Here is a 22,498-nt window from a genome sequence, read left to right as displayed (position 1 = left end):
ATATCGTTATTCTATCGCAATAACGATATCCAAACAAGGGTCCCAGCCTTTGAATACAAATATATGAATATCAACTCAGCTCTTCTTCCTGAATTTCAGCGGTGTGACGCCGACGACTTTCTTGAACAGCTGGATGAAATAGGAGACGTTCGGCAAGCCAACCTCGCTGCCGATCTGGTCGATGGGCAGTGACGTGGTTTGCAGCAAACGGCAGGCCTGCTTGATTCTTCTGGCGGTCAAATAATCCGTTATGTTGCTGCCGGTCTCCTGTCTGAACACACGGGAAACGTAATACTTGGAGAGATGCAGCTGCCCTGCCAACTGCTCCAGATCGAATTCCTCCGCATAGCTGTTCTCCAGCCGCTGCATTACCGCTTCTGAGTATTTGAGCGGCCTTGGTGCGATGTTCATGAATGCTTCATCCGGACTGCTGCTGCCGGCCGCCTGAATGCAGGACAGCAGCTGCAGCATCAGCAGCGTGATCTCTTCCTCATTCTCCCCTTTCCCGCTCCTGTGCGCTCTCTCGTAAAAATCGCAAATACCGCTCATATATTCAAAATTCCCGGTCAAATCATACGCCTGGCGGTTCGTCTGCCCCTGCCACAACAGATTGAACAGGCTTTGGCGTTCGGGGAATGCCTGCAGCCCCGCCGATATCCGAACCGGATCAAAATGCATAATCGAGCGGACATAAGGACGCTCTGCGCTCACGTTCGCATACACCTTGTGAAGCTGAAAGGGCTGGAAGAAAAACAGCATGCCCCGCTTGATTTCATAGGTCTGTTGTTCCACGATTACGGTTCCCTGGCCTTCATGGACAAACAGCATCTCACAGCATTGATGCCAATGATAAAACCCGCGGAAATTGCTGTCCGAGTAGGATTTATGACCCCACAGTAAAGACATGCCATTCAGTGAAACAGGCTCGAATAATAAATTCATTTTCTCCTCCAGGAAGGACAATTTAACAACATTTAGATGTATTGTACCATTAACATTCCCGAAAAACAGCACCTCCCGACCTGTAAAACGGCCTGGAGGTGCTTTTCAGACTGAACAGCTGCTCGTACTAATGGAAGAACTGCCAAGCAGCCAGCTGCTCTCGCGGATGAATTATTGTCCTCTTGTCTGAAGCTTGGCGAATAAATCCTTGAAAACCGGATCGCGATGAATATGGTTCACATAACGGATGAGATGCCTTGACGAATCCATGCCCCATCGGAAATCCTCCGAAATATGGGGACTTGGAACAAGCGAGCTTGGCGTCCAGTTCTCATTATTCATGAAGGCCACGGTGGAAATATCCCAAATGACCCTTGACGAGCCTTTATGATCCGTTATGCAATCCCGATAGACCTCATATAAATAACGGCCGATTTCACCTTGGTCCTTCACATAATCCCGTATTTCCGAGAGAGTGGTCAGCAGATGGGTTGTTACGCCCATGCACGGAATCAACACCAGCGGCACGCCGCAGTCCATAATCGTCCGTGAGGCATGAATATCCTGAAATAAATTAAACTCCCTGGTATCGTTCCACTGAAAAGAATGCCCTCCCAGCCATACCACAACGATTTTGCGGATGATCTGCGGCTCCATCAGGATGGCTGAGGCGACGTTGGTAATTGCGCCGATCGAAAGCACATAGAGGGGATCGTCCTCCGATGAAGCCATGGCGCGCTCTACGAGATTGCGGGCGGCCTCGCTCTCCACCGGCGTTTCCGGTCCGGATAAGTAACGATCCGATCCGGGATAAGCCGGGATCCCGCTGTTCATCAAGCCCAGAATTTTCGTTAATTCCTTGTAGCTTTTCTCCATGCCGTCCATCGGGCCATCGGACAGCTCATTGTGGAAGGGCGCTGCGTAAAACGCTTCCATTTTCAGACGTTCCGGAGACAACAACGCATAAACAACCGCGAACTGATCATCGATTTCATTATACGTATCCGTATCGAGGACAGCTCTTACTGTCCGCTTGGGCGGTTCCAGACGGCGAACCCGCTCTTCATTCGTAAGCATTGGAAATGACAAAGGCATGGATGGACTTACCTCCCGGAGATATTGTCGGACATTTCGTGAATCCCGCTTTATTAAGATAGCATGACCCGTAAATCTTTTCTATCGGGAATGAGCGGGCAGCAGATTATTTCCCTTCAACGGGTGTGACCCTGCTGTACAGGGAGAGCAGAATAATCGTAATCACCAGAGCTCCCGCCCCGAAGCATAATAAAATCAGCGAGTCCATCCTCACCAGTCCGTAATCGCCGGTTGATATGATATTGCGGAATCCGTCAACCGTGTACGATACCGGCAGAAAAGCATGAATGCGCTGCAGGATTTGCGGTCCCAGCTCGACAGGAAACGTTCCCGAGGTAGCCGTCAGCTGGAGCACGAGCAGAATGACGGCCACGAATCTCCCCACATTATCACCCGCGGTCACCAGCAGCTGAATCAATGCCATGAACACGAAGCTCGCCAGCAGCCCGAAAAGCACAAAGTACGGCTGGTTCAGCGGGTGCAGTCCGACTGCATGGATGATAATCAGGCTCATCAGCAGCACCTGAACGATAGAAACAACCGCGAGAAAGCTGTATTTGGTCAAGCCCCAGATAAATCCCGAAGGCGCAGGAGAAGCCGGCGTCCGTAGAGGGAAAACCGTACTGAGCAGCAGCGCTCCCACATAAAGGCTGATGGAGAGAAAAAAAGGCGCCATGCCTGTCCCGTAATTGGGCAGCTTGTTAATTGATTCCTCCTTCAGCCTGACGGGATTCGCCATCATTTCATACAGCGGCTGCGAGGCATGAAGCCGGCTTAATTGATCCGCGCCTTCGCTTAAGGAAGAGCCGAGCTGGCTGCTGCCCTCTATCAGTTTGGCTTCTCCTTCAGAGAGCTTCTCAAGTCCGCCAATCAGTCCGTCCCACCCTTCCCGGATCTCATGAATGCCTGCCGATACAGATTGCGCTCCCTTGCTCAGATCAGACGCCCCTTTGGAAAGCTCCCTGAGCTTTCCGCTGATTTGGGCGGTTCCCGCTGCCAGCTGCCCCTCTTTGCCGCTTAGCTCCTCAACGCCCGCATTCAGGCTCTTCAAGCCTTTCACCAAGGGATCAAGCCCAGCCGATGTTTTCGCTGCTGCTGCGGACAGCTTGACCATGTTCTCATCAGCGGCCAGATCAGGATGCCCGCTGATGAACTGCTTCAGCAGCGTATTGATCCCCTGCATCCCCAAAGCAAGCTGGCTCGCGGCTTGTTCCAGCTTCTTGCCACCTGCCGCGGCCGTGGACAAGCCCTTGCCGAAGGGCGCGATTCCCCGGGCAATTTCCGCTGCTCCTGTCTGCAGCTGCCGGGAGGCTGCTGAGAGCTTCGACGCTGCCTCCTTCAGGCTGGCTCCGCCTTCATCCAGCTTGCTCACTGCATCCTGCTGTCCCTTGACACTGCCGAGCAGCTGCGAGGTGCCGGCAGACAGCTGCTTCAGGCCGTCGCCAAGATCGGCTGCCCCTCCGCTCGCCTGCTGCAGCCCGTTCTTCAGCTGCTCAAGCTGCTGAAATATCGTTGCAGCATAGTTTTCGCTCAGCTGATTCGACAGCTCGAGGCGAATTTTCTCCACGCCGGACTGGCCGATTTTGAATACGGAATAATTAAGCCCTTCATTGCTTACCACTGTGAGCTCGAGGGGAGTGGGCTGATTGGCCGTCAGCGTCGTGGCCCGCTTCGAGAAATCCTCCGGGATCATAATGCTGAAATAATAATTATTGCTGCGCAGCCCCTGCTCGGCCTGCTCCCGGGTGATGAATGCCCAGTCGAAAGCATGATCCTTCTTCAGCTCATCGGTCAAATCATTGCCGATCGCATAGGTTTTGCCTTCATAGTCGACGGGATGGTCTTCATTGACGACGGCAACCGGAATTTTCTCAATATGGGCGTAAGGGTCCCAGAACGCCCACAAATACATCCCACTGTACAGCACGGGAATGAACATGACGCCGATAAGCGATACACACAGCATGGGCGATCTGAGAACGGATTTCCACTCCGAAATGAACCAGGCTAGATTGCTTTTCATAGGATTCTCCTTTTGGATGCTGAATCGGCATAAAGGGGCAAGCCATCCTATTATTCACAATCCTGGTTTCTCTTATTACGCGGCGGCTGGTCCGGATATCAGATCATCACGCGAACTCCTCTTCCTCGAAGAAGGAGGCTTCGCGGAAGTTGCTGAACATCCTCAATTTATTGGCCATTCCGTGCGTGATCTCCCCTTTCTCGTATAGACTCTGAATTTCATCGCGTTCGGTCTGAATCGCCATGATGTGAATCCCCTTCACATCCAGTGCTGCCTGATGCGTTTTCTTCCGACCATGCATGCCGCTGTTCAAACGCTCAATCATCTCATGATAGTGGGAGATGACCGCAAGCGCAGCTGACTTATTATTTTTATCCGTCATTTCTTCAACAGCGGCGACAGCGGCTTCGGCAGCCTGCTTTTTGACTTCTGTCAATGTCCGTATATCCTCGTCCGTGAGCGCTTCTTTTGTATGGCCCATGAGCTTCACGATCAGTTTTCTTGCGACGACAACCGTTAGTACAGCCGCATATTTAACCCGGTTGGTGAGCATCAGCTCCGTTTGGTTAAGCATGAATTGAACACGCCGCACGGCTCCCGGATGGATTTCCCCCTGTTCGAACAGCCGCTTCACGGTTTGCCGCTCCACCGCAAGCGCATAAAGATGGAGACGCTTGGTCATTGCGCGGACCTCAGCCCCTTCTTTGGTGCTCGACCCTTCCGAGCGGATATGCAGAAGCTGTCTGCGGTAATCCGTAATAACGGTCATCGCCGCCGCCTTATTATCCTCCTGCATGGATTCCTTGATGGCGCTGACAGCCGCGTTCATAATTTGAATTTTGGCCTGCTTCAACCGCTCTTCCTGGCTCTGCTGCCCCTTCTGCTGCGGCGTCTTCTCCATAGGGATCAGCGGCAGGATGAAGCTCGCGACAATTAGCGTGAACAAGATAACGCCTGCGCTTAGGAAAATAATGAGCGACCGCTCGGGAAACAGCGTTCCATCGTCAAGAAACAGCGGGATCGAGAATGCGCCTGCAAGCGTAATCGCGCCGCGTACGCCGGACAAGGAGGTTAACAAGGCAGCCTTGAACCTCCGGCCATTCTGCTCGCGGTTAACCAACGCACTGAACAGATAGACCCACAGAAAACGAAGCACGATCAAGGTAAGGGAAATGACGATAATATAGCCCATAACCTGAACATTATTAAAGGCTTTATCCTTGAAAATCGCAGCGAGCACGCTTGGTATTTGCAGACCCAGAATAACAAAAACCAGCCCGTTCAGAATGAACAGAATAACTGACCAGGTGCTGGCCGAGACGAACTGCAGCTTCATCGTCAGCGACTCCGAGCGGTCCCTCTCGATCGCGTGGACAATTCCCCCTGCCACAACCGCCAGCACTCCCGACACATGAATTTCTTCGGCAATCAGATAGATCGCGAAAGGGGTCAGGATCTGGAGGAGCATATGCATGGTGATGTCTTCAATCCCATAACGGCGCAGAAATACCCGAAAACGGATAATGAGAAAAGCCGCCGCCGCACCGCACAGCAGTCCCCCAAGCGCTATCAGCAGGAAGCTTGCAGCGGCTTCCCCAAGGGAGAACGAGCCCGTAACCATGGCGGCAATGGCGAATTTGAAAGCAACCAGGCCTGAAGCGTCATTCATCAACGCCTCTCCCTCAAGCAGCCGCATAATACTTTTCGGCAGTTTGATCCGTCCGGAAATCGCGCTGACGGATACCGCATCCGTCGGAGACAAAATCGCCGCAAGCGCATAGGCTGCCGGCATCGGAATGGACGGGATCAGCCAGTGAATGACATGCCCGCCCACCAGCATCGTGGCAAACACGAGCCCCAGCGCAAGCAGCAGGATGGGAGCTCGCATATTCCACAGTTCATCGCGCGGTATCCGTTTGCCGTCATTGAATAATAGCGGTGCGACAAACAGCACGAAGAACAGGTCAGGGCTCAGCGGTATCTCGAATCCGAAAGGGATAACCGCAACTATCATGCCAAGCGCGATCTGAATTAATGGAACCGGGATGAAGAAGACCAAGCGGTTGATCATATTGGATAAAGCGATCAGACCCAGCAAAAACAAGACAAGCAGAAAAATCTCCATAAGCGAAATCGTCCTTCCCGCCTTCAGCCCGGCAGTAAATAGGTAATGATAGCATTTGCCCTCTATCCCAAATTAAACAAAAATAGCGCAAAATAAGCTGGGCGTTGCCTATTATTTGGCCGGGGTCGTCTATATTCGGAAGTCCGGCGAGAAACGTTTGGCTGACTATGCGGGAGCGATCTTCCGATTTATGCACGGTACAAAGTTGTACACATGTGTTTCTTTATAAGTTTGCATCCTCTGTTCCGCTCCAATTAATCACTGAAAGCCCGGAACGGCAAAAACTCCGGCCGCAGGAACAGAGGCCGGAGTTTAATATGCTGCAAACGTAAAGGATAAAGCACGCCCTCTCAGGCGCGCGTCTTAAGGGTGGAGTGAGTGTGGTCAGACCATATGAATTTATATGAGAGTCAGAGAACCGTTCTCCGTGGTTTTAACGATGTGAACCTCGCCGGTGAGTCCTTCGGGAATCAAGATATCCAGTTCGACATCCTCCGGCGCGGAAACGCTCAGCTTTATGAGATTTCCTTCCACATGCCATTCAACTTCAATCCGTCCGCCCTGCGGCAGAGGGACCTTGCCTTTGGCCCAGCTTAAACCGCATGGCTGGGGCGCGATTGCCGCGCGGCGCCAGCCGTCCTCCACCCGCTTCACGCCGAGGATGCTTTCGCCGAGGAAGTAACCGGGAGCCGCCGACCAGGCATGGCAGTGGCTGCGTGTCAGCATATCGGCTGAAGCGCGGTTCTCGGCAAAGTTCGGATACATTTCCCAGCAGGTCGTAGCGCCATGCTCGATCATTTGGCCATAGTTGGCGCGGATATCCTCCAGCATCAGCCCGTAGTGACCCGCCTGCGCCAGCGCTTCGTAATAGAAGAAGGACATGAACGGACTGCCGATCTGAACGAAAGACTTCGGTGGCTGCACGAGATAAGCTGCAACCCGTTCCTTCCGCTCGCCTTCGGCGATGCGGCACAGAGAGGCGACGACCTGGGTCTGCATGCTGAAGATATCCGAGCGTCTTCCGTCCGTATGAATACAATCCAGATAGGCCTGCTGCTCCTCATCCCACAGCTGTTCGTTAATCGCCGCAAGAAGCGAATCCGCCGCACCCGGGAATGCGGAGCCTGCTTCACCCGCCGCAGCCGCAAGCCCGTCCGCTTTGCGCAGGGTCTTATAGAGAAACATATTCTGATGGGTGACAATGCCTTCATCCGGTTGATCCATAGGAGCCCAGTCCAGCAGGTTCCAGCCCTTGATATTCAGCAATCCCGAATCGTCGATGTGGGTCAAATAATGCTCCAGCGTATGGCGCACAGCCGGCCAGATCTCAGCTGCGTATGCACGGTCTCCCGTATGCTCGACATACTCCGCGCAGGCGATTGCCCAGAAGAAGGTCCAGTTCGGGATAACGCTGTTCCATGCGCTTGGCACCTGATCGAGATAAAGCGGCGTAATGTCGGCTGAGCCGGGCACCAGATTCAGGCAGCGCTTGACGATATCCAGGCTTCCGTAGACATAGAAATTGACCAGAGCCTCATTGCGGCTGTCTCCCACCCAGAATACCTGCTCATATGCGGGACAATCCACGAAGGTGTCTTCCATGCACAGCCGCGTCGTATGGCGGCTGATTTCCCAAATCTGGTTCAGCAGCGGATCGGAGCTTTGGAAAGCGCCCGCTTCCGTTACCGGATAGTTGCTCTGATTGACATATATATCATACAGCTTAACCGGCTTGGCGGCTCCCCTCACGGTTAGAATCAGATACCGGAAGCCCCGGCGTACCGGCGACAAATACTGCTGGCGGCCTTCCCGGCAAGTGTACCGGATCGTGTTATCCAGACCATAGGTATGCTGACGGTAATCGCCGTTCATATATTCCAGACCGTAGAGATCGATGACGGCGCCTTCCTCCGCCTCCACCTCAAAGCCGATAAACCCTGACCATTCCTTGCCGAAATCGATCACAAGCTCGCTGTCGTATCCATCTGCGGATACAGGAACCAGGCCCGGCTCCGGCGAAGCGATAATACCCTGCTCAAGCTGTGCCGTCACATTGCCGCGGATGACGTCTGTCCGCCACATATTGGCTCCAAGCACATCCTGCTCGTTGTAATAGGCGGCAGGCAGCGGCTTAGTCCAGTCCCGGAAGGCATCCATATCCTTCCTATTCCTGATTCCGGCGGCAGCCTGATACTGCGGCTGCTCCAGATCCAGGCGGCGGACGCCCTTATACGTCACATTGACGACCGTGTCGAACGGACCGATCATGGCAAAAGGCGTCTCCCCGGCGCTCCCGCCGCTGATCGGCGAGCGGAGCTCGAAGAATTCGGCGCTGTCCACTGCGATGTGATAGCTGCCGCCATGATCGCTTGCGGAGATATCGATCAACAGCAGATGCTCGCCCGCATCCAGCTGCAAATCGCTGAATCTCTCGGGCAGTACGCCGTACCAGTCCCCGCAGCGGATGCCGTTTACAAAAACATTCTCCGTGCGCAGACCGCCGGCAAACCCAAGCGTTACCTTGGCGCTTCGCTCCAAGGTCAGAAGCGTCGCCAGATAGCCGCTGTAGGCCGAATTGTCGGCATGATCCACCGTGCCGGGCATAAATGCGGCCCTCAGATCAAACGCGCCTGTCCAGGCGGGCGTCTTCACCCATTGGAACGATTCTATCCGGGAAGGCATCATCTTCTCTTCCGTCAGAAACGGAATATCCCGCGGCACAAGCGATTTCCACGGACCGCTGCCGACCGCGCCGATGGAATTGACAGAGGCCCAGCCCGTATCGTCGAAGCCGTTCTGATTCCAGCTCTCATCCCATTTGCGGGCATCGTAAATATCGGCAAACCCCTGCTGGCATGCCATCCGGGGAGAGCAGGGATCCTGCGCCTCCAGCCGCGAGGTCTTCCATGAGTCATCCGTCGCCACGATCAATCCGCCTGCACGGTCTGTCTGCCTGCTCCCGAGCTCGGCAATCAAGCCGCCGCGCCCTCTGATATAATAAAAATTGGCTACGCCAAAATGCATAACGAGCACGGCAATCGTATTGGACCTGCCGGCTTTGAGCAGATGACCGACCTCATAAGTGTCATAAAACTGTTCCTTGGGCCATGAGCGGACAGGTCCGCGGCCAACCTGGGTACCGTTAATATACAGCACATACCGGGAATCGGCGCTAATGCGCAGCTCCGTCTCACCGGGATTTTCCGGGACCTCGAAATTGCGGCGGAAGCAGCGCCATTCATTGCGCGGGCTCTCCTCCTCCCCTCCCCATATCCACTGGGCAGACCATTCCTTGCTCATCCTTCTCCCAACCTTTCCTATGCAAAATGCCAAGAATCCCGATCAAAAATTTTGACCGCTCTTACGAAAACCAGCTTCCCCCGCTCCGGCGATATCCATCTCCGGTCTTTACGGAAGCTCGTCTTTCCTCTCGTCCATTGTAAGCGATTGAATCAGAATAAATACGGTTGTTCCTGCCATATTCACGGGGGTATAATGACATGAAAGCTTGAGAACAGGCCGAGCTTATCTATTACTTCCTATGAGGAGTGACTCGCATATGGTGCAAACCCCGATTGATTTGACGCCGTGGACCTTATTTGAGGAGGATGCCCTGCCCTTCTTCTTCAACCGCGTGAACGAGTCGTTCCGGCTGCAGCTGCATCAGCATGACTTTATGGAGCTGGCATATATCGATGAAGGCTCGGGCTTTCATTATGTGGAGGAAGATGTCATGCAGGTAGCCAAGAACGATCTGTTCATCCTCCCTATTGGAGTTTCGCATGTGTTCCGCCCCACAAGCCCGCAGCCGAACCACCCGCTTATCGTGTACAACTGCATATTCAAGCCGGAGCGACTGGCGGAGGAGCTGGCTTCTTTTCCCGGTATCGGTTCGCTGGCTGGTGCCATGCAGCTGCTGCGGATTCAGCCCGGCGGCGGCTCAATATGGCATCGGCTCCGGGATCATGACGGGCAGATAGGAGCCTGGTTCCAGCTGGCTTACCGCGAGTACATGCAGCGTAGACCGGGATATATCGCCAGGCTGTACAGCCTGTTTCTTGAGCTCGCCGTCATGCTGGAGCGTCATCTTCAGGGAGAAGGCCATTCGGCTGACCTCGCCAGGGGGACGAACGATTCTCTCGATATGGCCGTACAGTATATCGATCTTCATTTTGCGGAACCCCTCACCGCCCGTCAGCTGGCAGAGGCCTGCAGAATGAGCGAAAGGCATTTTCACCGGCTGTTCAAAAGCCAGCTGGGCTGCACCTTCACGAGCTATGTCCAGAATAAAAGAATCGAGAAAAGCTGCAGTCTGCTGGCCCATACCAGACAAAGCGTCCAGGAAATCGTCCAGCAGGTCGGCTACCAGGACATGAAATATTTTCTGATCATTTTCAAAAAGAAAACAGGCTTCACACCGAGTGAATACCGGCGACTGAATGCCCTTCAACCGCGTTTCGCTCCTGCTGGAAACGGCTGAATGGACAGCCAAGGGACAGCTCACCGCTTCAATTGTTGTGGCTTCCGCTCCGCACCTGGTCAGACGACCGGAACCACCGCCAGCTGTAACTCGAGCTTTCTTATGCGGCTATTCCTTGCTCCACTGCCTCTGGCGGTAATGCAGCGGGGCTTGCCCGGCTTTCCGTTTGAAGAAGCTGGAGAAATGGAAGGTATCCTTGAAGCCCAGCAGCAGGGCAATATGCTCGATGGGCAGATCCGTCTCCTGCAGAAGCTGCTTGCCTTTGGACAATCGCAGGCTCATCACATATTCGTACGGCGAAATGCCGGTTCTGGTCTTGAACAGCTTCGACAAATAGCTGCGATCCAATCCTACGTAGGAGGCGACATCCTGAATCTGGATGTTTTTGTCATAATGCTGCTGAATGAAGCTCCGGGCCTGCAGGATATACTGCTCACCCTGTCCTCTCTCGCCCGATCTGCCGTCCCGATTCTCGCCCCGGCAAATTTCCGCCAGCATTCCGCTCAGGCATCCGGTATAGAAAAGCTCATCCCTCCGCTCATCCCCGCCTTCATAACCGAACAGCTCTGCAAACAAGCGATGAAGCCGGTCGGGCTGCAGATGCGTGATCACCGGATGATCAACATCGATCCCAGCCTGCGTCAGGAAGACACTCACCAGCTCCCCGTTAAACCCGAACCATGTATATTCCCACGGCTCCAGGTCATCTGCCCGGTACATAGCAAGCTCCCCCGGGAACAGCACAAAGGCCTGACCCGCCGCAAGCGGATAATCCCTGTCTCTTACCCGGTACAGCCCCCGCCCGTTCATGACCAGGACATATAAATAATGATCCCGCATTGCCGGCCCATAGAGCCATCCCGGAGGACAGGACTGGCTCCCGTAATAACTCATATACAAGTCGCTCATATACTTGGGAACCATATAACGATCGATGTTGGGCAGCGCCATATTCTCACTCCGCTTCGGACTTCTTGCTCGTAATCAGCTATCCCTCTTATAACACAAATATACAAATTGATCCAACATTCAGACATGGGAAAGGAGCGGCCTGTTTTGATATCTTGAAGACAAAGGAGATGATCAAATGAAGGTAAGCATGGGAGTGCATCAACTGGAAATGGAAGGCCCGTATTTGACGGCGCTGCGCGAATCCAACGATATCCGCGAGGATGCGGCGGCTTTGCAGGCCAGGATGGAAGAGGACGGATATATATTTATTCGGGGGTTTCATGACCGCAATCAGGTGCTGCAGTCCCGTTCCGAAATTCTGAATCAGCTTCATCAGAGCGGCAGGCTGGCGCCCGATGCCGATCCGGAGGCTGGACTTGTCGGCCCCGATAACAAAAGCGCTTTCCTAGGGGGCACCAATACGGACAAACCGGCCTTCCTGGATCTGGTCAATTCACCCCGGGTGATGAATTTCTTCACAAATTATCTTGGCGGAGCGGCATCCACCTATGATTACAAATGGCTCCGCGCCATCGCAACCGGCGGCTCAACCGACGCTCATTACGACATCGTCTATATGGGCAGGGGAACGCCAAATCTGTATACGCTGTGGACTCCTGTCGGCGATACCCCGATCGAGATGGGCACGCTTGCGATTCTGCTCGGCTCGCACCGCTGGGAGCATGTCCGCAGCACCTATGGGCAGATGGATGTCGACCGCGACAGAACGGAGGGCTCGTTCTCCCGGGATCCGCTGGAGCTTATCGAGAAATATGGCGGACGCTGGGCTACAAGTCATTTTGAAGCGGGGGATGCGATTTTCTTCGGCATGTTCACCATGCACAGCTCCACCGTCAATGTGACCGACCGGATCCGCATCAGCTGCGATACAAGGTACCAGCTGGCAAGCGAGCCGGTCGACGGACGCTGGATCGGCAAAAAGCCCACGGCGCATGAGACAGCTCTGAAAACGCCGGTCAAAACGATGGCGGAAGCTAAAAAGGAGTGGGGACTGGCTTGATGCCGGTCCTCCACTCCTTTCTTTTATAGAACGTTGATCAAGGTGCGACTCTGGGTGTGAATCCGCCGCGAATGGGCGATACAGGGCCGCCGATTGGCGCAATCGGCACAAGCGGGCCGGCTGGATTGAGCGGTTCAAATGACACGCCCGGACCTGGAATAATCGGATTGCCCGGTATCAGCTCGCCGGCCTTATGCAGCTTCGGAGCGACGGCTTCGCCGCAGCAGACCATAAAATGATAATTGGCAAAATTCAAATCTCCCGTCGATTTGTAGACGAAATCGAACCAGCCGTAGCAGCCCATATCGTCGGCATGGGTTGTTTCCGCCTTGGTCACGAGCGAAGCTCCAAAGACAAGGCTAACCGCAAGCGCCAGACGAGCTGTGTTGTTCATCAAACGTTTCTTGTTCACCAGCCATCATCCCTTCTCAACCATATGTAATAAGAAAATCCTCATTCCGCAGCCCCGTCATAAATACGCAGCACAAAAACAAATTAACCATACTATACCAATTTTAAACTTTCAGACCGAGGGTTCGAAGGACCTAAATTTACCTGCATCCACGATTTGGCAATCAGAAACCAACTCAAACAAAACACCGCCCCGCGATTCAATCACAGAAGCGGCGTTCACCTTAAGGCAGCGCTAACAAATCTTATCCTTCTGCCAGCGTATCGACTCGTCGAACGAAGTATACTCGAACTGCTCCTGCTTCCAGTAATACTGCAGCTCCTTGCGTTCCCAGCCCTCATACAGCTCATCCCAGCTGAAAGGACCATGGGGCAGGAGCGAGGCATGCTCAATCGGATGCGCGACGGACTGAAACCGGTAATCGCAGGACAGCCTTACGCGGCCGGGCTGCTTATTGGGCAGCGCCTTATGAACCGTCAGGCTGTGAAAGGTAACGAAGTCGCCGGTCTCATAATCGCCCTCTGCCCATTCACAGCCTAAGCCGCAAAGAATCGACTCCAGGCCTCCCGCCCCTGGATTGCCGGTCACTCCGAGCAGGCCGGCCTTGTGACTGCCTTCGAGAATGGACAAGCCGCCGAGCTCTCTTGGCACGTCGCCCAGCGGGATCCAGCACGTCCAGGTGTCATAATCGCCCTGGATGTGCAGAAAATCCTGATGCGGCGGCGTTGCATGCGCAAACCTGTGCGGCAGCATAACCCTTGCGATATTGCGCGGATGCGGAATCACTCTGGCGCCGAATAATACCTCGTACAGGGAGAGCAGCTTCGGCTCATGGGTCAGGGCATGGAAGCTCTCCAGCTTCTGCACGGCAAGATAAACCTCGTACGGCACGCCGACGCCGTTCCAGTTCGCGTCCTCCTCGCTCAACCGGTCAAGCGCGGCCTGGTCGGCATAACCGCTCATCAGCGGATGACCGGGATCAAGCAGTCCCTGCTCCTGCAGAATCTGCAGAATGGCTCTGCGGACATACATAATGCTCTCTCTGGCAAAAAAACCTTTGAAAAACAGATATCCCTTTTCATTCGCCTTCTCCAGAAGCTTCACGGGCTGCTCCAGAAGGGGTGTCGCGTCCTCAAATTTACGGGTTGCCGGCATCAAAGCCGTGTCCTGAAGCGGGTTGTTTTCGCTCATAGATGTACCCCTTTCGAACAGATAATTGTTCATTGCCGATTTCTTACTTACACTATATGCTAGTTGCATGGGGTTGTATTTGTTTTACTCAGACGGATTCTTAACGTTTGCCGACTTTTGTATCGAAGGGGGTGCTCGATGTGGGATTGAAGGCCGCATGCGTGCAGTGGAACGAGCTGACGCCTGTCGTTTCATATGCCAATCTGTATAAAGGCGATCCAGGAGGCTCATTCGGTCCGCGGTATATCGCGGATTATCAGTTTATTCTGGTCGTTTCCGGGCAGGGGCAAGCCGTCATTCAATCCGCAGCGTACGAGGCGAAGCCAGGGGATTTATTTTATTATGGGCCCCATGTTGTCCATACCTTTACAGCCGACCCGCAGGACCCGTTCATTCTGTACGGCATCCATTTCTCCTGGCAGGCTCCGCTGCCTGCCCGCGGGGGCGTCAAAGCGATATCGGTCATTGAAGTGGACTCAGATGAATCCCCTGCGCCAATACCAAATACCATGATGATTAAAAGCGACAAGGAAGAGGATTCCCTGATGCTCGGGGATAAGCAGTCGCTTCATCTGGATCGTATTGAATCGCGGTTTGCCAGAATCGTGGAGCTTTACCGGATGGATTATGATTATATCCCCCTCCTGCTGAGATCATTGTTTCTGGAGCTGATCATCTCCATCAAGCAGGGGGAGCAGCTTCCCCATCTGGGCCGTGCCACCGGCAGTCCAATCGTCCGTCTCGTTGCCGAGAAACTGCATCGGCATGCCGAGGATAAATACGACAGGGGCTGGCTCGAAACATGGACCTCCTACCATCCCGATTATATCAGCCGGGTTTTCCGCAGGGAGACGGGCCTTGCGCCTTATGATTATTTTATGAAGGAGAAGCTTGCGCTTGCCAAACATGCGCTCATTCATTCCGATGAACCTCTCGCCCGGCTTGCCGACCGGCTCAGTGCCGCCTCCATTCATGCATTTACCAAATGGTTCAAGGAGCATACCGGTCTGCCGCCGGGCAAATACCGGCAGTGGAGCCGGATGATCTGATCCTCTTGCCGGTTGGGCTAATCTGCAAAATAAAACCGGCCCCGTGTCGTTGGACATTGGGCCGGTTTTATTTTGCTTGTCTCAGGTAATGCGGATATGTTCCCATCCTATCAACTAATGGAAGGAAGGCAGCGTTATATTTAAGCGCTGCAGCCTTCGCATTCATAATATTGATCTCCGGTCGTTGTCCGTACTTCAAGCAAGTCGCCAAGCTGGATATCCTCAACCTCCGAAAATTCGAAATCGGCGATTTTGAGCAGCACTTTCGCGCGCGCTTCCTCTTCTGTTTCAGCAGACCAGCTGAATTCACCTTTTTTACCGGACGATTTCACTTCAAAAGCGAACAAATATCGTGCCATATGGGCCAGCCTCCTTCTTGTCATCCATTCGTCTTACTCTCTTATTATACCAAACCTTTGACCATAAGTGCGCCTTTTTTCTTCTGAATGGACTTTATTTTCATATATTAAACGGAAATGGTCAAGAATAAACAGCTCTTGCTGTCCACTGGCGGCTGCGTTCATTTTTTTCCATAAAATCCTGTTAGCGCGTTCCTGGCTTGCGCTTGCCGATAAGGGGAAACTCCCCGATCCGCAGCTTTGCGCTGCCGTATGGAACAAGAGCAAGCTCCATTACAGGCTGTCCCTCCGTATCGGGATGAAGCGGCGGCGTTCCGGCGCTGTTGCCCTCCATCTTCCATTCGCGGACAAGCTGGCCGCTTGCCTTCAACCGAACGGGCGCGTTCGCCGCGTCGAAGGGCTGGTAAGGAATATCCGCCAAGCTTACTTCATAATCCGTATCGGAGAGAAGACCGTATTTCCATGCCGAACCCGGGTAAATCTCCCAATCGTGAAACATCTCGCGTCTGGTGAGCAGCTGCCAGTTCTCCTGGATCGGAAGTGCATACACCAGTGGTCCGCGTTCCACGCTGAACGCGTATAAATTACGCGATACCGTCTTGACCTCCATGGGCAGATGCAGAAGAAGCCTGTCATGATCCCCCCACTCGCGCTCTACTCTCGCATAGCCGTTCACAGACTGAAGGACCACAGGTTCACCGTTCACCGTCAGGACCGGCGACGTGCACCATTCCGGTATGCGAAATGAAATCGCAAAACGCTCCGGCCGCGCAAGGGAGATCATGATGGCGACCTCATCCCGGAATGGATAATCCCCGCTGACTTCCAGTTTCGCTTCAACACCTGCCCCTACCTGCGTGCTGATTGTACAAGGCGCATAGGATACAGCCGCCAATCCACCTTTGCCGTCCAGCATCCATAAATGGGATGCCAGCTTGGGCCAGCCCTGATGCATATTGGCCGTACAGCAGCCGAAATGCGGTGTCAGACCAAACAGGTTGGCATCGGGTCCGTTGCTCCAGCTGCGTGGTGCGATATTGCAGACAATCTGGTTCACCTGCTGATCATATTGATGTGAAGTCCAGTCTCCGGAAATCGCTGCAGGCAGGGCATTAAACGCCACCTTCTCCAGAATGTCGCCGAATCTTCCTTCACCGAATATGCGTGTCAGCTGCTCCATCGAGAACATGTACTCCACAACGGCGCAAAGCTCCACGCCCTGACTCGGGTGGGTGCCGGAGAGCCATTCATCACCGGAGAACATGCCATGCGCTTGTCCATGATAGGTCATCAGGCTGTCAATGCCGCGGTGCACGGCCTCCCGCTCCAGAGGCTCACCGCTGAGTTCGTACAATTCCCCGGGTGTTTTGATCCCCATCGCCACGTTGACGACATGGGTTTTCCAATCCCATTCCTCCACCTTGCGCCAGAATGGAAAATCGTGGAATACCTCCGTCCAGTCTATGGTCTGCCCCGCTACCTGCCGGGCCAGCTCAAGCAGGAAAGCGTCGTTTGTTCTTTTGTACAGCCATTGAATACTGAGCAGCATTTCCGCACCGCGGGCCTCAGCCCATCCCTGAAGCGGGTTCTCTGTGATCGTCGAGTGAACATATTTGAAGAAGGACGTGAGGAACGGTATGATCCTCGTGTCGCCGACAGCTTCGGCATGCTGGGTCATGACCTTCAGCATGATCATGTAATGCCACCAGTCCTGTCTCTTGTTCACATCATTATTGACCGTTTCAATGCGTTCCGGCCCGAATGAGCCGTCTTCCTTCTGGCTGGCAAGCGACCACTCTACCCAGCGGTTCGCCTTGGCGATCAATTGTTCATCCTCCAGGAGGTAAGCCAAGGGCAGCAGCCCATCAACGTAATAAGGTCCCCGTTCCCAACTCTCGCCCTTGCCGCCGAGCCAGCCGTTGTTCGCACCGACATCGGCCCACTGCTCATCCAGATGTCCCGTAAAGCCGTCCGCTTGTATCCGCAGCTGATTCCGCAGCCAACCGGCAGGTTTGATACGTCCAAGCGGCAGCGCTTCAAAAGCCGTCCTCAGGTTCATTGCCATCTCCCCTTCCCGCATATGCATTCCTGCTCGAATATAACATGTATGGCATGAAATTCAGATATCCGAATACAACCGGTTTTTATCCAATCACAACATCATGAGGAGTGCCTTTCTTTTGCGTGAACAGCGGGAAGAGCTTATTATAGAGGAAGCTCATTCAAGAAGGAGGTGCTTGCCATGCTCCAATTCATCTCTCCACCCATGCCGCATTTTATCGTCTGCGGCGAAGATACCTATCCGATCGGAGGCAGGCACCCGAGCCGCTCCGGCATTGGCGTATTCGACCTGCTGGTCGTGACTGGAGGATGCCTTCATCTGGAAGAAGCGGGAGAAGTCTATTCCGTTTCAGCAGGGCACTTCGTCCTTCTCCGCCCGGATCGCGCCCACCGGACGACAACGCCTTGCGAGGAGGAAACCCGCTTCTATTGGCTTCACTTTCAGACATTCGGTTCATGGAGCGATGAGAAGGAGCCGCAGCCATTCACTCCCCCGCAGCAGGACTATTCAGATATGCAGACGGAATCGTTTGCCTTCTATCTCCCGAGGTTCGGAAATCTGCTTGATCCCGAAGCGATGACCGACCGGATCAGGCAGCTCCAGCTGCATCAGATCCAGCCGTCTGTCTCTGCAAGGTGGACTCAGCAGCAGCTGTTTCAGGAGCTTCTTCTGCAGCTTCAGGAGGAGAGCGGCATGTCCGCCGCCAGCCCTTATCTGGCCATTGCCGACGAGGCGGCAGCATTCCTCAGGCGGCATTACAAGGAGCCGCTCGGCTACAAGCGGATGTCGGAGGAGCTTCATTTTCACGCTAATTATATCGCCGTCTGCATGAAGAAGGCCTTCGGCTGCACACCGCTGGAATATGTAACCCGCCACAGAATCGAACAGGCCAAACGCATGCTCATCCACAGCAATCATGCCGTTGGCAAAATCGCCGAGGAGACGGGTTTCGGCTCCTTCCCTTACTTTATCCGCTGCTTCAGCCGCTATACCGGGTTCAAGCCCAAGGAGTTCCGGATGCGTTTCCGCTAAAGCAAGAAGAAACGGCTGCCACCGTCCGCTGGCAGAGCAGCTGGTTATCTTCCCTCAGAAAAGGAGCTAAATATGGCGGGTTTTAACCTTTCATCCTATAAAAAAACGGAGCTTAAATGAAATGCCGGGCAGGCATTCATTTAAGCTCCGGGGGTTATGGTTGCTTTAGGTTAAGTTGATCTATGTTTGAAATACTTTGACCAGTTCCTTAAGCTCCCGCATCATCCGGGTAAGCGATTGGGCCGATGAGGTAATGCTGTCCATAATCGCGGACTGCTCCTCCGACGAGCTGGCCACGGTCTGGGAATTATCCGTTGCGACTTTGGCTATGCTAACCATACCGTCTATGGAGGCGGTAATTTGCTCCATCCCCGCAGAAATTTGCTCGGTCGTCGCGGAAACCTCCTGCATTTGCTCCGACACCTGGTGGACAGAGGAACGAATTGTGGCAAAAGCCTCGCCAACATGCTGCATCTTCGTTATCCCGTCGACGTTTTCTCCATAATGAAGCACGTCCTACTATCATCCATACGCATATAATCCTGCAGCGGTTCTTGAAGAACTCTTCTGTTCGGTGGACAGGCGGGCAAAAGCTGCGTAAAGGTTTGCTGGATTGGCTCGTGCCTCTGCTCATGAAGCTGAAGCAGTTTCCAGCCTCCCTTTGCCGGCAGACCCTGACATTATTTCGTCCCAGCGCGCATCTTCGATCCGGCAGGTTTGCCAAGCAGCTTCCGGGTAAGCCACGGGGCGAGCTGGAACAAAGCAATCCCCAGGACAACTGAGCCCAGAACGAACAAGCCGGACAGCAGCTTGATGGAGCCGGTCGCGAGACTGGCGATTACGACCGAGAATTCTCCCCGGGTTGTCAGAGACAATCCGGCCCGCAGAGAGGCTTTCTTCGAAAGGCCATACCACTTTCCGCCGTAATAACCCGTGATGATTTTTGCCGCCGTCGACCATAAAAGCAGTGTAATAAACAAACCTATGTATGGAATTTGCTCGCCTAGCGACACCGTTGTGCCGAAGTATACAAAAAACAAGGGCAGCAGCAGGTCGCGCACCGGCAGTATCTTGGTTTCGATATCTTCCGTTTTCCTAACGCCGGACAGCATCATCCCCGCCAGGAAAGCTCCAAGCACTTCAGACAGACCCAAATAAACGGCAAGACCGCCGTAAGTCAAAGCCAATCCGACAGTCAGGACAATATAATAATCCTCCGAGAATATCCGGTCGAAGAAATCATGCAGCCTTGAGAACACAAATCTTCCGATAAGAATGGCTCCTGCCGCAAGCAGCGCGACTTTGCCAAGCACCAGCAGGAAAAAAGCCGGCGATAGATCCTGTCCCTCCACAATTCCGATGAGCAGCGCGACAAAAAGAGGCGCAACCAGATCCTCGAATATGAGCAGGGCGAGCATAAATTCCGACTCTGCGTTCGCCATCCGCTTGGTGCTCTGCATCAGCTTGGCTGTTACCGTTGAACTGGTAGCAAATACCACGCCGCCGATCAGCAGGGAAGGTACAAGCTCCAATCCGAAAGCGAAGCAGATGCCAATTGTAACCAGCAGATTAAGGGCAGCATCAAGCGTTCCGGCCGGCCAGACCTTCCCCGCAATCGATTTCAACCGGCCATAGGAAAATTCCAGACCCAGCAGAAAAAACAGCAGGACGATGCCAAACTCACCCGCCGAATGAAGCAGATGGGAATCGCGCAGCCAGACTCCGGCCAATATCCCGACCAGGATATAAAGAATAATACCCGGAACCCGGAAACGGGCTCCGGAAATTGCAGCCAGGTATAAGGAGAGGAGAAGGATACCCGCTCCCAGAAGCTGCGGCAAATGCTCCATCGGCTACAGTCCCCCCAGACCTTTGCATACCTGCGCCAGCTTTGCGATCTGTTCATTGCTTCCCAGCATCATAAGCGTGTCTCCGGATTGTATGACGAAATCCGCATCCGGCACGGCAACTACCTCATCACCGCGCACAACCCCGGTTATAGAAGCACCGGTTTTGGTACGGATCTTGGATTCCCTGATCGGTTTGCCGGCAAGCGCGGAGTTCGGACCAACCTCCACCCACTCGATCATGATTTTATTTTTGAACATTCTCATTTGGTCTAGATCCACCGGCTGATAAGTCGCCCCAAGCAATTGAGCCCCAAGCTCTCTCGTTTCATCCGCTGTCAAGGAGAAGCTCGTCCTGCATTCCTCTTCGTCCTCGTCAAAAAAATAAAGCTCCCGCAAACCGGTATGGTGAACAATCAGGACAACCTGATCGTCATTCGCTGTCGTCATGGAAATTCGTTTGCCGATGCCCGGCAGGTCACTCATTTTGATCTTCATGCTTGCGCCTCCTTAGATTTTCCCGATGGCATATACCCATATTACCACAGGAACAACCGCTGGCAAGCACCTACGACGCCTTCTTCTTCCGGATCAGGGAGACCAGCAGCAGCAGGGCGGGTACAGCGACCAGAAACACTGTAGCGAAAGCGGACCAATAAGTGATTAGAAAGTATTCCACATAGATGATGTTCGTATAACAGGCGAGCGACAGCACAATCATCCCGATCGCCAGCGGCCACAAAAATACCCTCCTGTCTCCGATGCCGGTCACCTGGGAGAAGCCGATTATGCTGGAATGGAAAACAAGCGTAATTTTCAAAAAAATCGAGCAAACCCAGATAAAAATCATCAAGCCCTCGATACGCTCGATAAACCGGCCGAACTTGATGTTCTTGGCCAGCGTATAGACCGGATAGAGGTTGTTCGCCGTTAAAGCGTCTCCCAGCACGCCTATGCTGCCAAGGGTAGTAAGAATCAAGACAAATCCGCCCAGCGCCGTGCCAATCGCAAACGCATTTTTCCGTCCCTTGCCCGAGACGACAAACGGATAAACCATGAGCAGCACCGCCATCTCCTGAAACGCAAAAAAATGGCTCCCTCCGTCAAGAATGGGCATCAAGCCAAACTCCAGCACCGGCCTCAGGCGGCCAGAGTCAAATATGGGCAAAAGCGGAGCGGTAAACAATATTAACAGGAGGACAACCCATATAAACAGGATTTCGGATGCGCGCGAATATCCTGTAAAGCCCTGGCGCACGACCAGCACAATGCAAACTACAAACAATATCTGCAGCGCTTCGATCGGCGTTTCGGTCATAATCTGCGAGCTCATGAAGTACCCCATATCTCCGAGCATTAATGCGGCAAGCAGATAGCAAAACAGCGTGAACAGCAGCCCGACCAGCTTCCCTGCCCATTTACCGAGCAATGTCTGGCTGTACTCGACCAATGTTTGGCCGGAGTGGCGTTCTCCCAGAACAGCATACAGCCAGACAAGGACCAGATTGATGGCAATCCCGGCAATGGCAGCCAGCCACGCATCCTGCTTGGCGGCGAGAGCAAGTCCGTTAGGCGCAATCAGAATCGAAGTGCCGATCATGAAAAAGAACGTTAATATCGTAAATGCCCGAATGCTTATACGCTCGCTTCCAATCATGGTACCCCTCCCTCGATCCGATTGCTTTCATTTCAATGCCCCGCCCACTTGAACAAGGCTTCAATCCCGACCAATGGATTAGGAATCGGCACATGGAGCTTCTGGGCAATGAACAAGCCGCAGGCGGCAGATAAAAGCACGATGAAAACCGTTACTTCCAGCTTGCCTCCCTTCTTCCGGATGAGCCTGATTTCAAAAATAGAAATCACGCATGCCGCCAGCAAAATACCAAATATGCTACCCGCTGCCATT

General features: G+C 53.7%; 19 protein-coding genes. 4 read left to right on the top strand and 15 right to left on the bottom strand.

Annotated elements, in window-relative coordinates; all coding sequences use genetic code 11:
* Positions 1-75: 75 nt before the first annotated feature.
* The 5 genes from AC0YOA_RS30580 to AC0YOA_RS30560 form a co-directional block, all read right to left on the bottom strand.
* Complete coding sequence (locus AC0YOA_RS30580) at positions 76-942, bottom strand: helix-turn-helix domain-containing protein (protein WP_475789845.1); 867 nt, start codon at positions 940-942, stop codon at positions 76-78.
* Positions 943-1,113: 171 nt separating this feature from the next.
* A complete protein-coding gene (locus AC0YOA_RS30575) occupies positions 1,114-2,037 on the bottom strand; it encodes a nucleoside hydrolase (RefSeq protein WP_475789844.1) in 924 nt (307 codons plus the stop codon).
* A 106-nt stretch (positions 2,038-2,143) separates the two neighbouring features.
* Positions 2,144-4,060: a YhgE/Pip family protein gene (locus AC0YOA_RS30570; protein WP_475789843.1), complete on the bottom strand. Its 1,917-nt coding sequence runs from the start codon at positions 4,058-4,060 to the stop codon at positions 2,144-2,146.
* 106 nt (positions 4,061-4,166) lie between these two features.
* Positions 4,167-6,185, bottom strand: coding sequence for a Na+/H+ antiporter (locus AC0YOA_RS30565; RefSeq protein WP_475789842.1), 2,019 nt, complete (start codon positions 6,183-6,185; stop codon positions 4,167-4,169).
* Between the two features lie 399 nt (positions 6,186-6,584).
* A complete protein-coding gene (locus tag AC0YOA_RS30560; RefSeq protein WP_475789841.1) occupies positions 6,585-9,485 on the bottom strand; it encodes a family 78 glycoside hydrolase catalytic domain in 2,901 nt (966 codons plus the stop codon).
* A gap of 259 nt (positions 9,486-9,744) precedes the next feature.
* On the opposite strand from AC0YOA_RS30560, the gene AC0YOA_RS30555 reads away from it, so the two are divergent.
* Entirely contained in the window at positions 9,745-10,665 is a 921-nt protein-coding gene (locus AC0YOA_RS30555) for a helix-turn-helix domain-containing protein (RefSeq protein WP_475789840.1), read from the top strand.
* Between the two features lie 108 nt (positions 10,666-10,773).
* On the opposite strand, the gene AC0YOA_RS30550 is transcribed toward AC0YOA_RS30555, so the two are convergent.
* Entirely contained in the window at positions 10,774-11,616 is an 843-nt protein-coding gene (locus tag AC0YOA_RS30550; RefSeq protein ID WP_475789839.1) for an AraC family transcriptional regulator, read from the bottom strand.
* A 136-nt stretch (positions 11,617-11,752) separates the two neighbouring features.
* On the opposite strand from AC0YOA_RS30550, the gene AC0YOA_RS30545 reads away from it, so the two are divergent.
* A complete protein-coding gene (locus tag AC0YOA_RS30545; protein ID WP_475789838.1) occupies positions 11,753-12,637 on the top strand; it encodes a phytanoyl-CoA dioxygenase family protein in 885 nt (294 codons plus the stop codon).
* Positions 12,638-12,674: 37 nt separating this feature from the next.
* Here the strand turns inward: AC0YOA_RS30545 and AC0YOA_RS30540 are convergent, their stop codons facing one another.
* The gene (locus tag AC0YOA_RS30540) at positions 12,675-13,049 is read right to left on the bottom strand and encodes a hypothetical protein (protein WP_475789837.1); all 375 of its coding nucleotides are present in this window, start codon (positions 13,047-13,049) and stop codon (positions 12,675-12,677) included.
* Positions 13,050-13,283: 234 nt separating this feature from the next.
* Positions 13,284-14,240 (bottom strand): phytanoyl-CoA dioxygenase family protein, encoded by a 957-nt coding sequence (locus tag AC0YOA_RS30535; RefSeq protein WP_475789836.1) that lies wholly within the window; start codon positions 14,238-14,240, stop codon positions 13,284-13,286.
* Between the two features lie 140 nt (positions 14,241-14,380).
* Between AC0YOA_RS30535 and AC0YOA_RS30530 the strand changes: the two genes are divergently transcribed.
* The gene (locus AC0YOA_RS30530) at positions 14,381-15,289 is read left to right on the top strand and encodes an AraC family transcriptional regulator (protein ID WP_475789835.1); all 909 of its coding nucleotides are present in this window, start codon (positions 14,381-14,383) and stop codon (positions 15,287-15,289) included.
* A gap of 140 nt (positions 15,290-15,429) precedes the next feature.
* Here AC0YOA_RS30530 and AC0YOA_RS30525 read toward each other — a convergent pair whose 3' ends face one another.
* Both AC0YOA_RS30525 and AC0YOA_RS30520 read right to left on the bottom strand, forming a co-directional pair.
* Positions 15,430-15,648, bottom strand: coding sequence for a hypothetical protein (locus AC0YOA_RS30525; protein WP_210037345.1), 219 nt, complete (start codon positions 15,646-15,648; stop codon positions 15,430-15,432).
* A 184-nt stretch (positions 15,649-15,832) separates the two neighbouring features.
* Positions 15,833-17,707, bottom strand: coding sequence for a beta-L-arabinofuranosidase domain-containing protein (locus tag AC0YOA_RS30520; protein WP_475789834.1), 1,875 nt, complete (start codon positions 17,705-17,707; stop codon positions 15,833-15,835).
* 183 nt (positions 17,708-17,890) lie between these two features.
* Between AC0YOA_RS30520 and AC0YOA_RS30515 the strand changes: the two genes are divergently transcribed.
* Entirely contained in the window at positions 17,891-18,742 is an 852-nt protein-coding gene (locus AC0YOA_RS30515; protein WP_475789833.1) for a helix-turn-helix transcriptional regulator, read from the top strand.
* 180 nt (positions 18,743-18,922) lie between these two features.
* Here AC0YOA_RS30515 and AC0YOA_RS30510 read toward each other — a convergent pair whose 3' ends face one another.
* The 5 genes from AC0YOA_RS30510 to AC0YOA_RS30490 all read right to left on the bottom strand — a co-directional run bounded on the left by AC0YOA_RS30510 (position 18,923) and on the right by AC0YOA_RS30490 (position 22,497).
* On the bottom strand, positions 18,923-19,255 hold the full coding sequence (locus tag AC0YOA_RS30510; protein ID WP_475789832.1) for a hypothetical protein: 333 nt from the start codon (positions 19,253-19,255) through the stop codon (positions 18,923-18,925).
* 167 nt (positions 19,256-19,422) lie between these two features.
* Positions 19,423-20,592 carry a cation:proton antiporter gene (locus tag AC0YOA_RS30505; protein WP_475789831.1) on the bottom strand — a complete coding sequence of 390 codons (1,170 nt, stop codon included), beginning with the start codon at positions 20,590-20,592 and terminating at the stop codon, positions 19,423-19,425.
* Positions 20,593-20,595: 3 nt separating this feature from the next.
* Positions 20,596-21,087 carry a cation:proton antiporter regulatory subunit gene (locus AC0YOA_RS30500; RefSeq protein ID WP_475789830.1) on the bottom strand — a complete coding sequence of 164 codons (492 nt, stop codon included), beginning with the start codon at positions 21,085-21,087 and terminating at the stop codon, positions 20,596-20,598.
* A gap of 70 nt (positions 21,088-21,157) precedes the next feature.
* Positions 21,158-22,246 carry a GerAB/ArcD/ProY family transporter gene (locus tag AC0YOA_RS30495; protein ID WP_475789829.1) on the bottom strand — a complete coding sequence of 363 codons (1,089 nt, stop codon included), beginning with the start codon at positions 22,244-22,246 and terminating at the stop codon, positions 21,158-21,160.
* Positions 22,247-22,278: 32 nt separating this feature from the next.
* A complete protein-coding gene (locus AC0YOA_RS30490) occupies positions 22,279-22,497 on the bottom strand; it encodes a hypothetical protein (protein ID WP_210037339.1) in 219 nt (72 codons plus the stop codon).
* Position 22,498 lies beyond the last annotated feature (1 nt).

Source organism: Paenibacillus sp. JT22N12, assembly GCF_056269365.1.
Note: the sequence above shows the minus strand (reverse complement) of the source record. Positions and strands in the feature narration are given on the sequence as shown.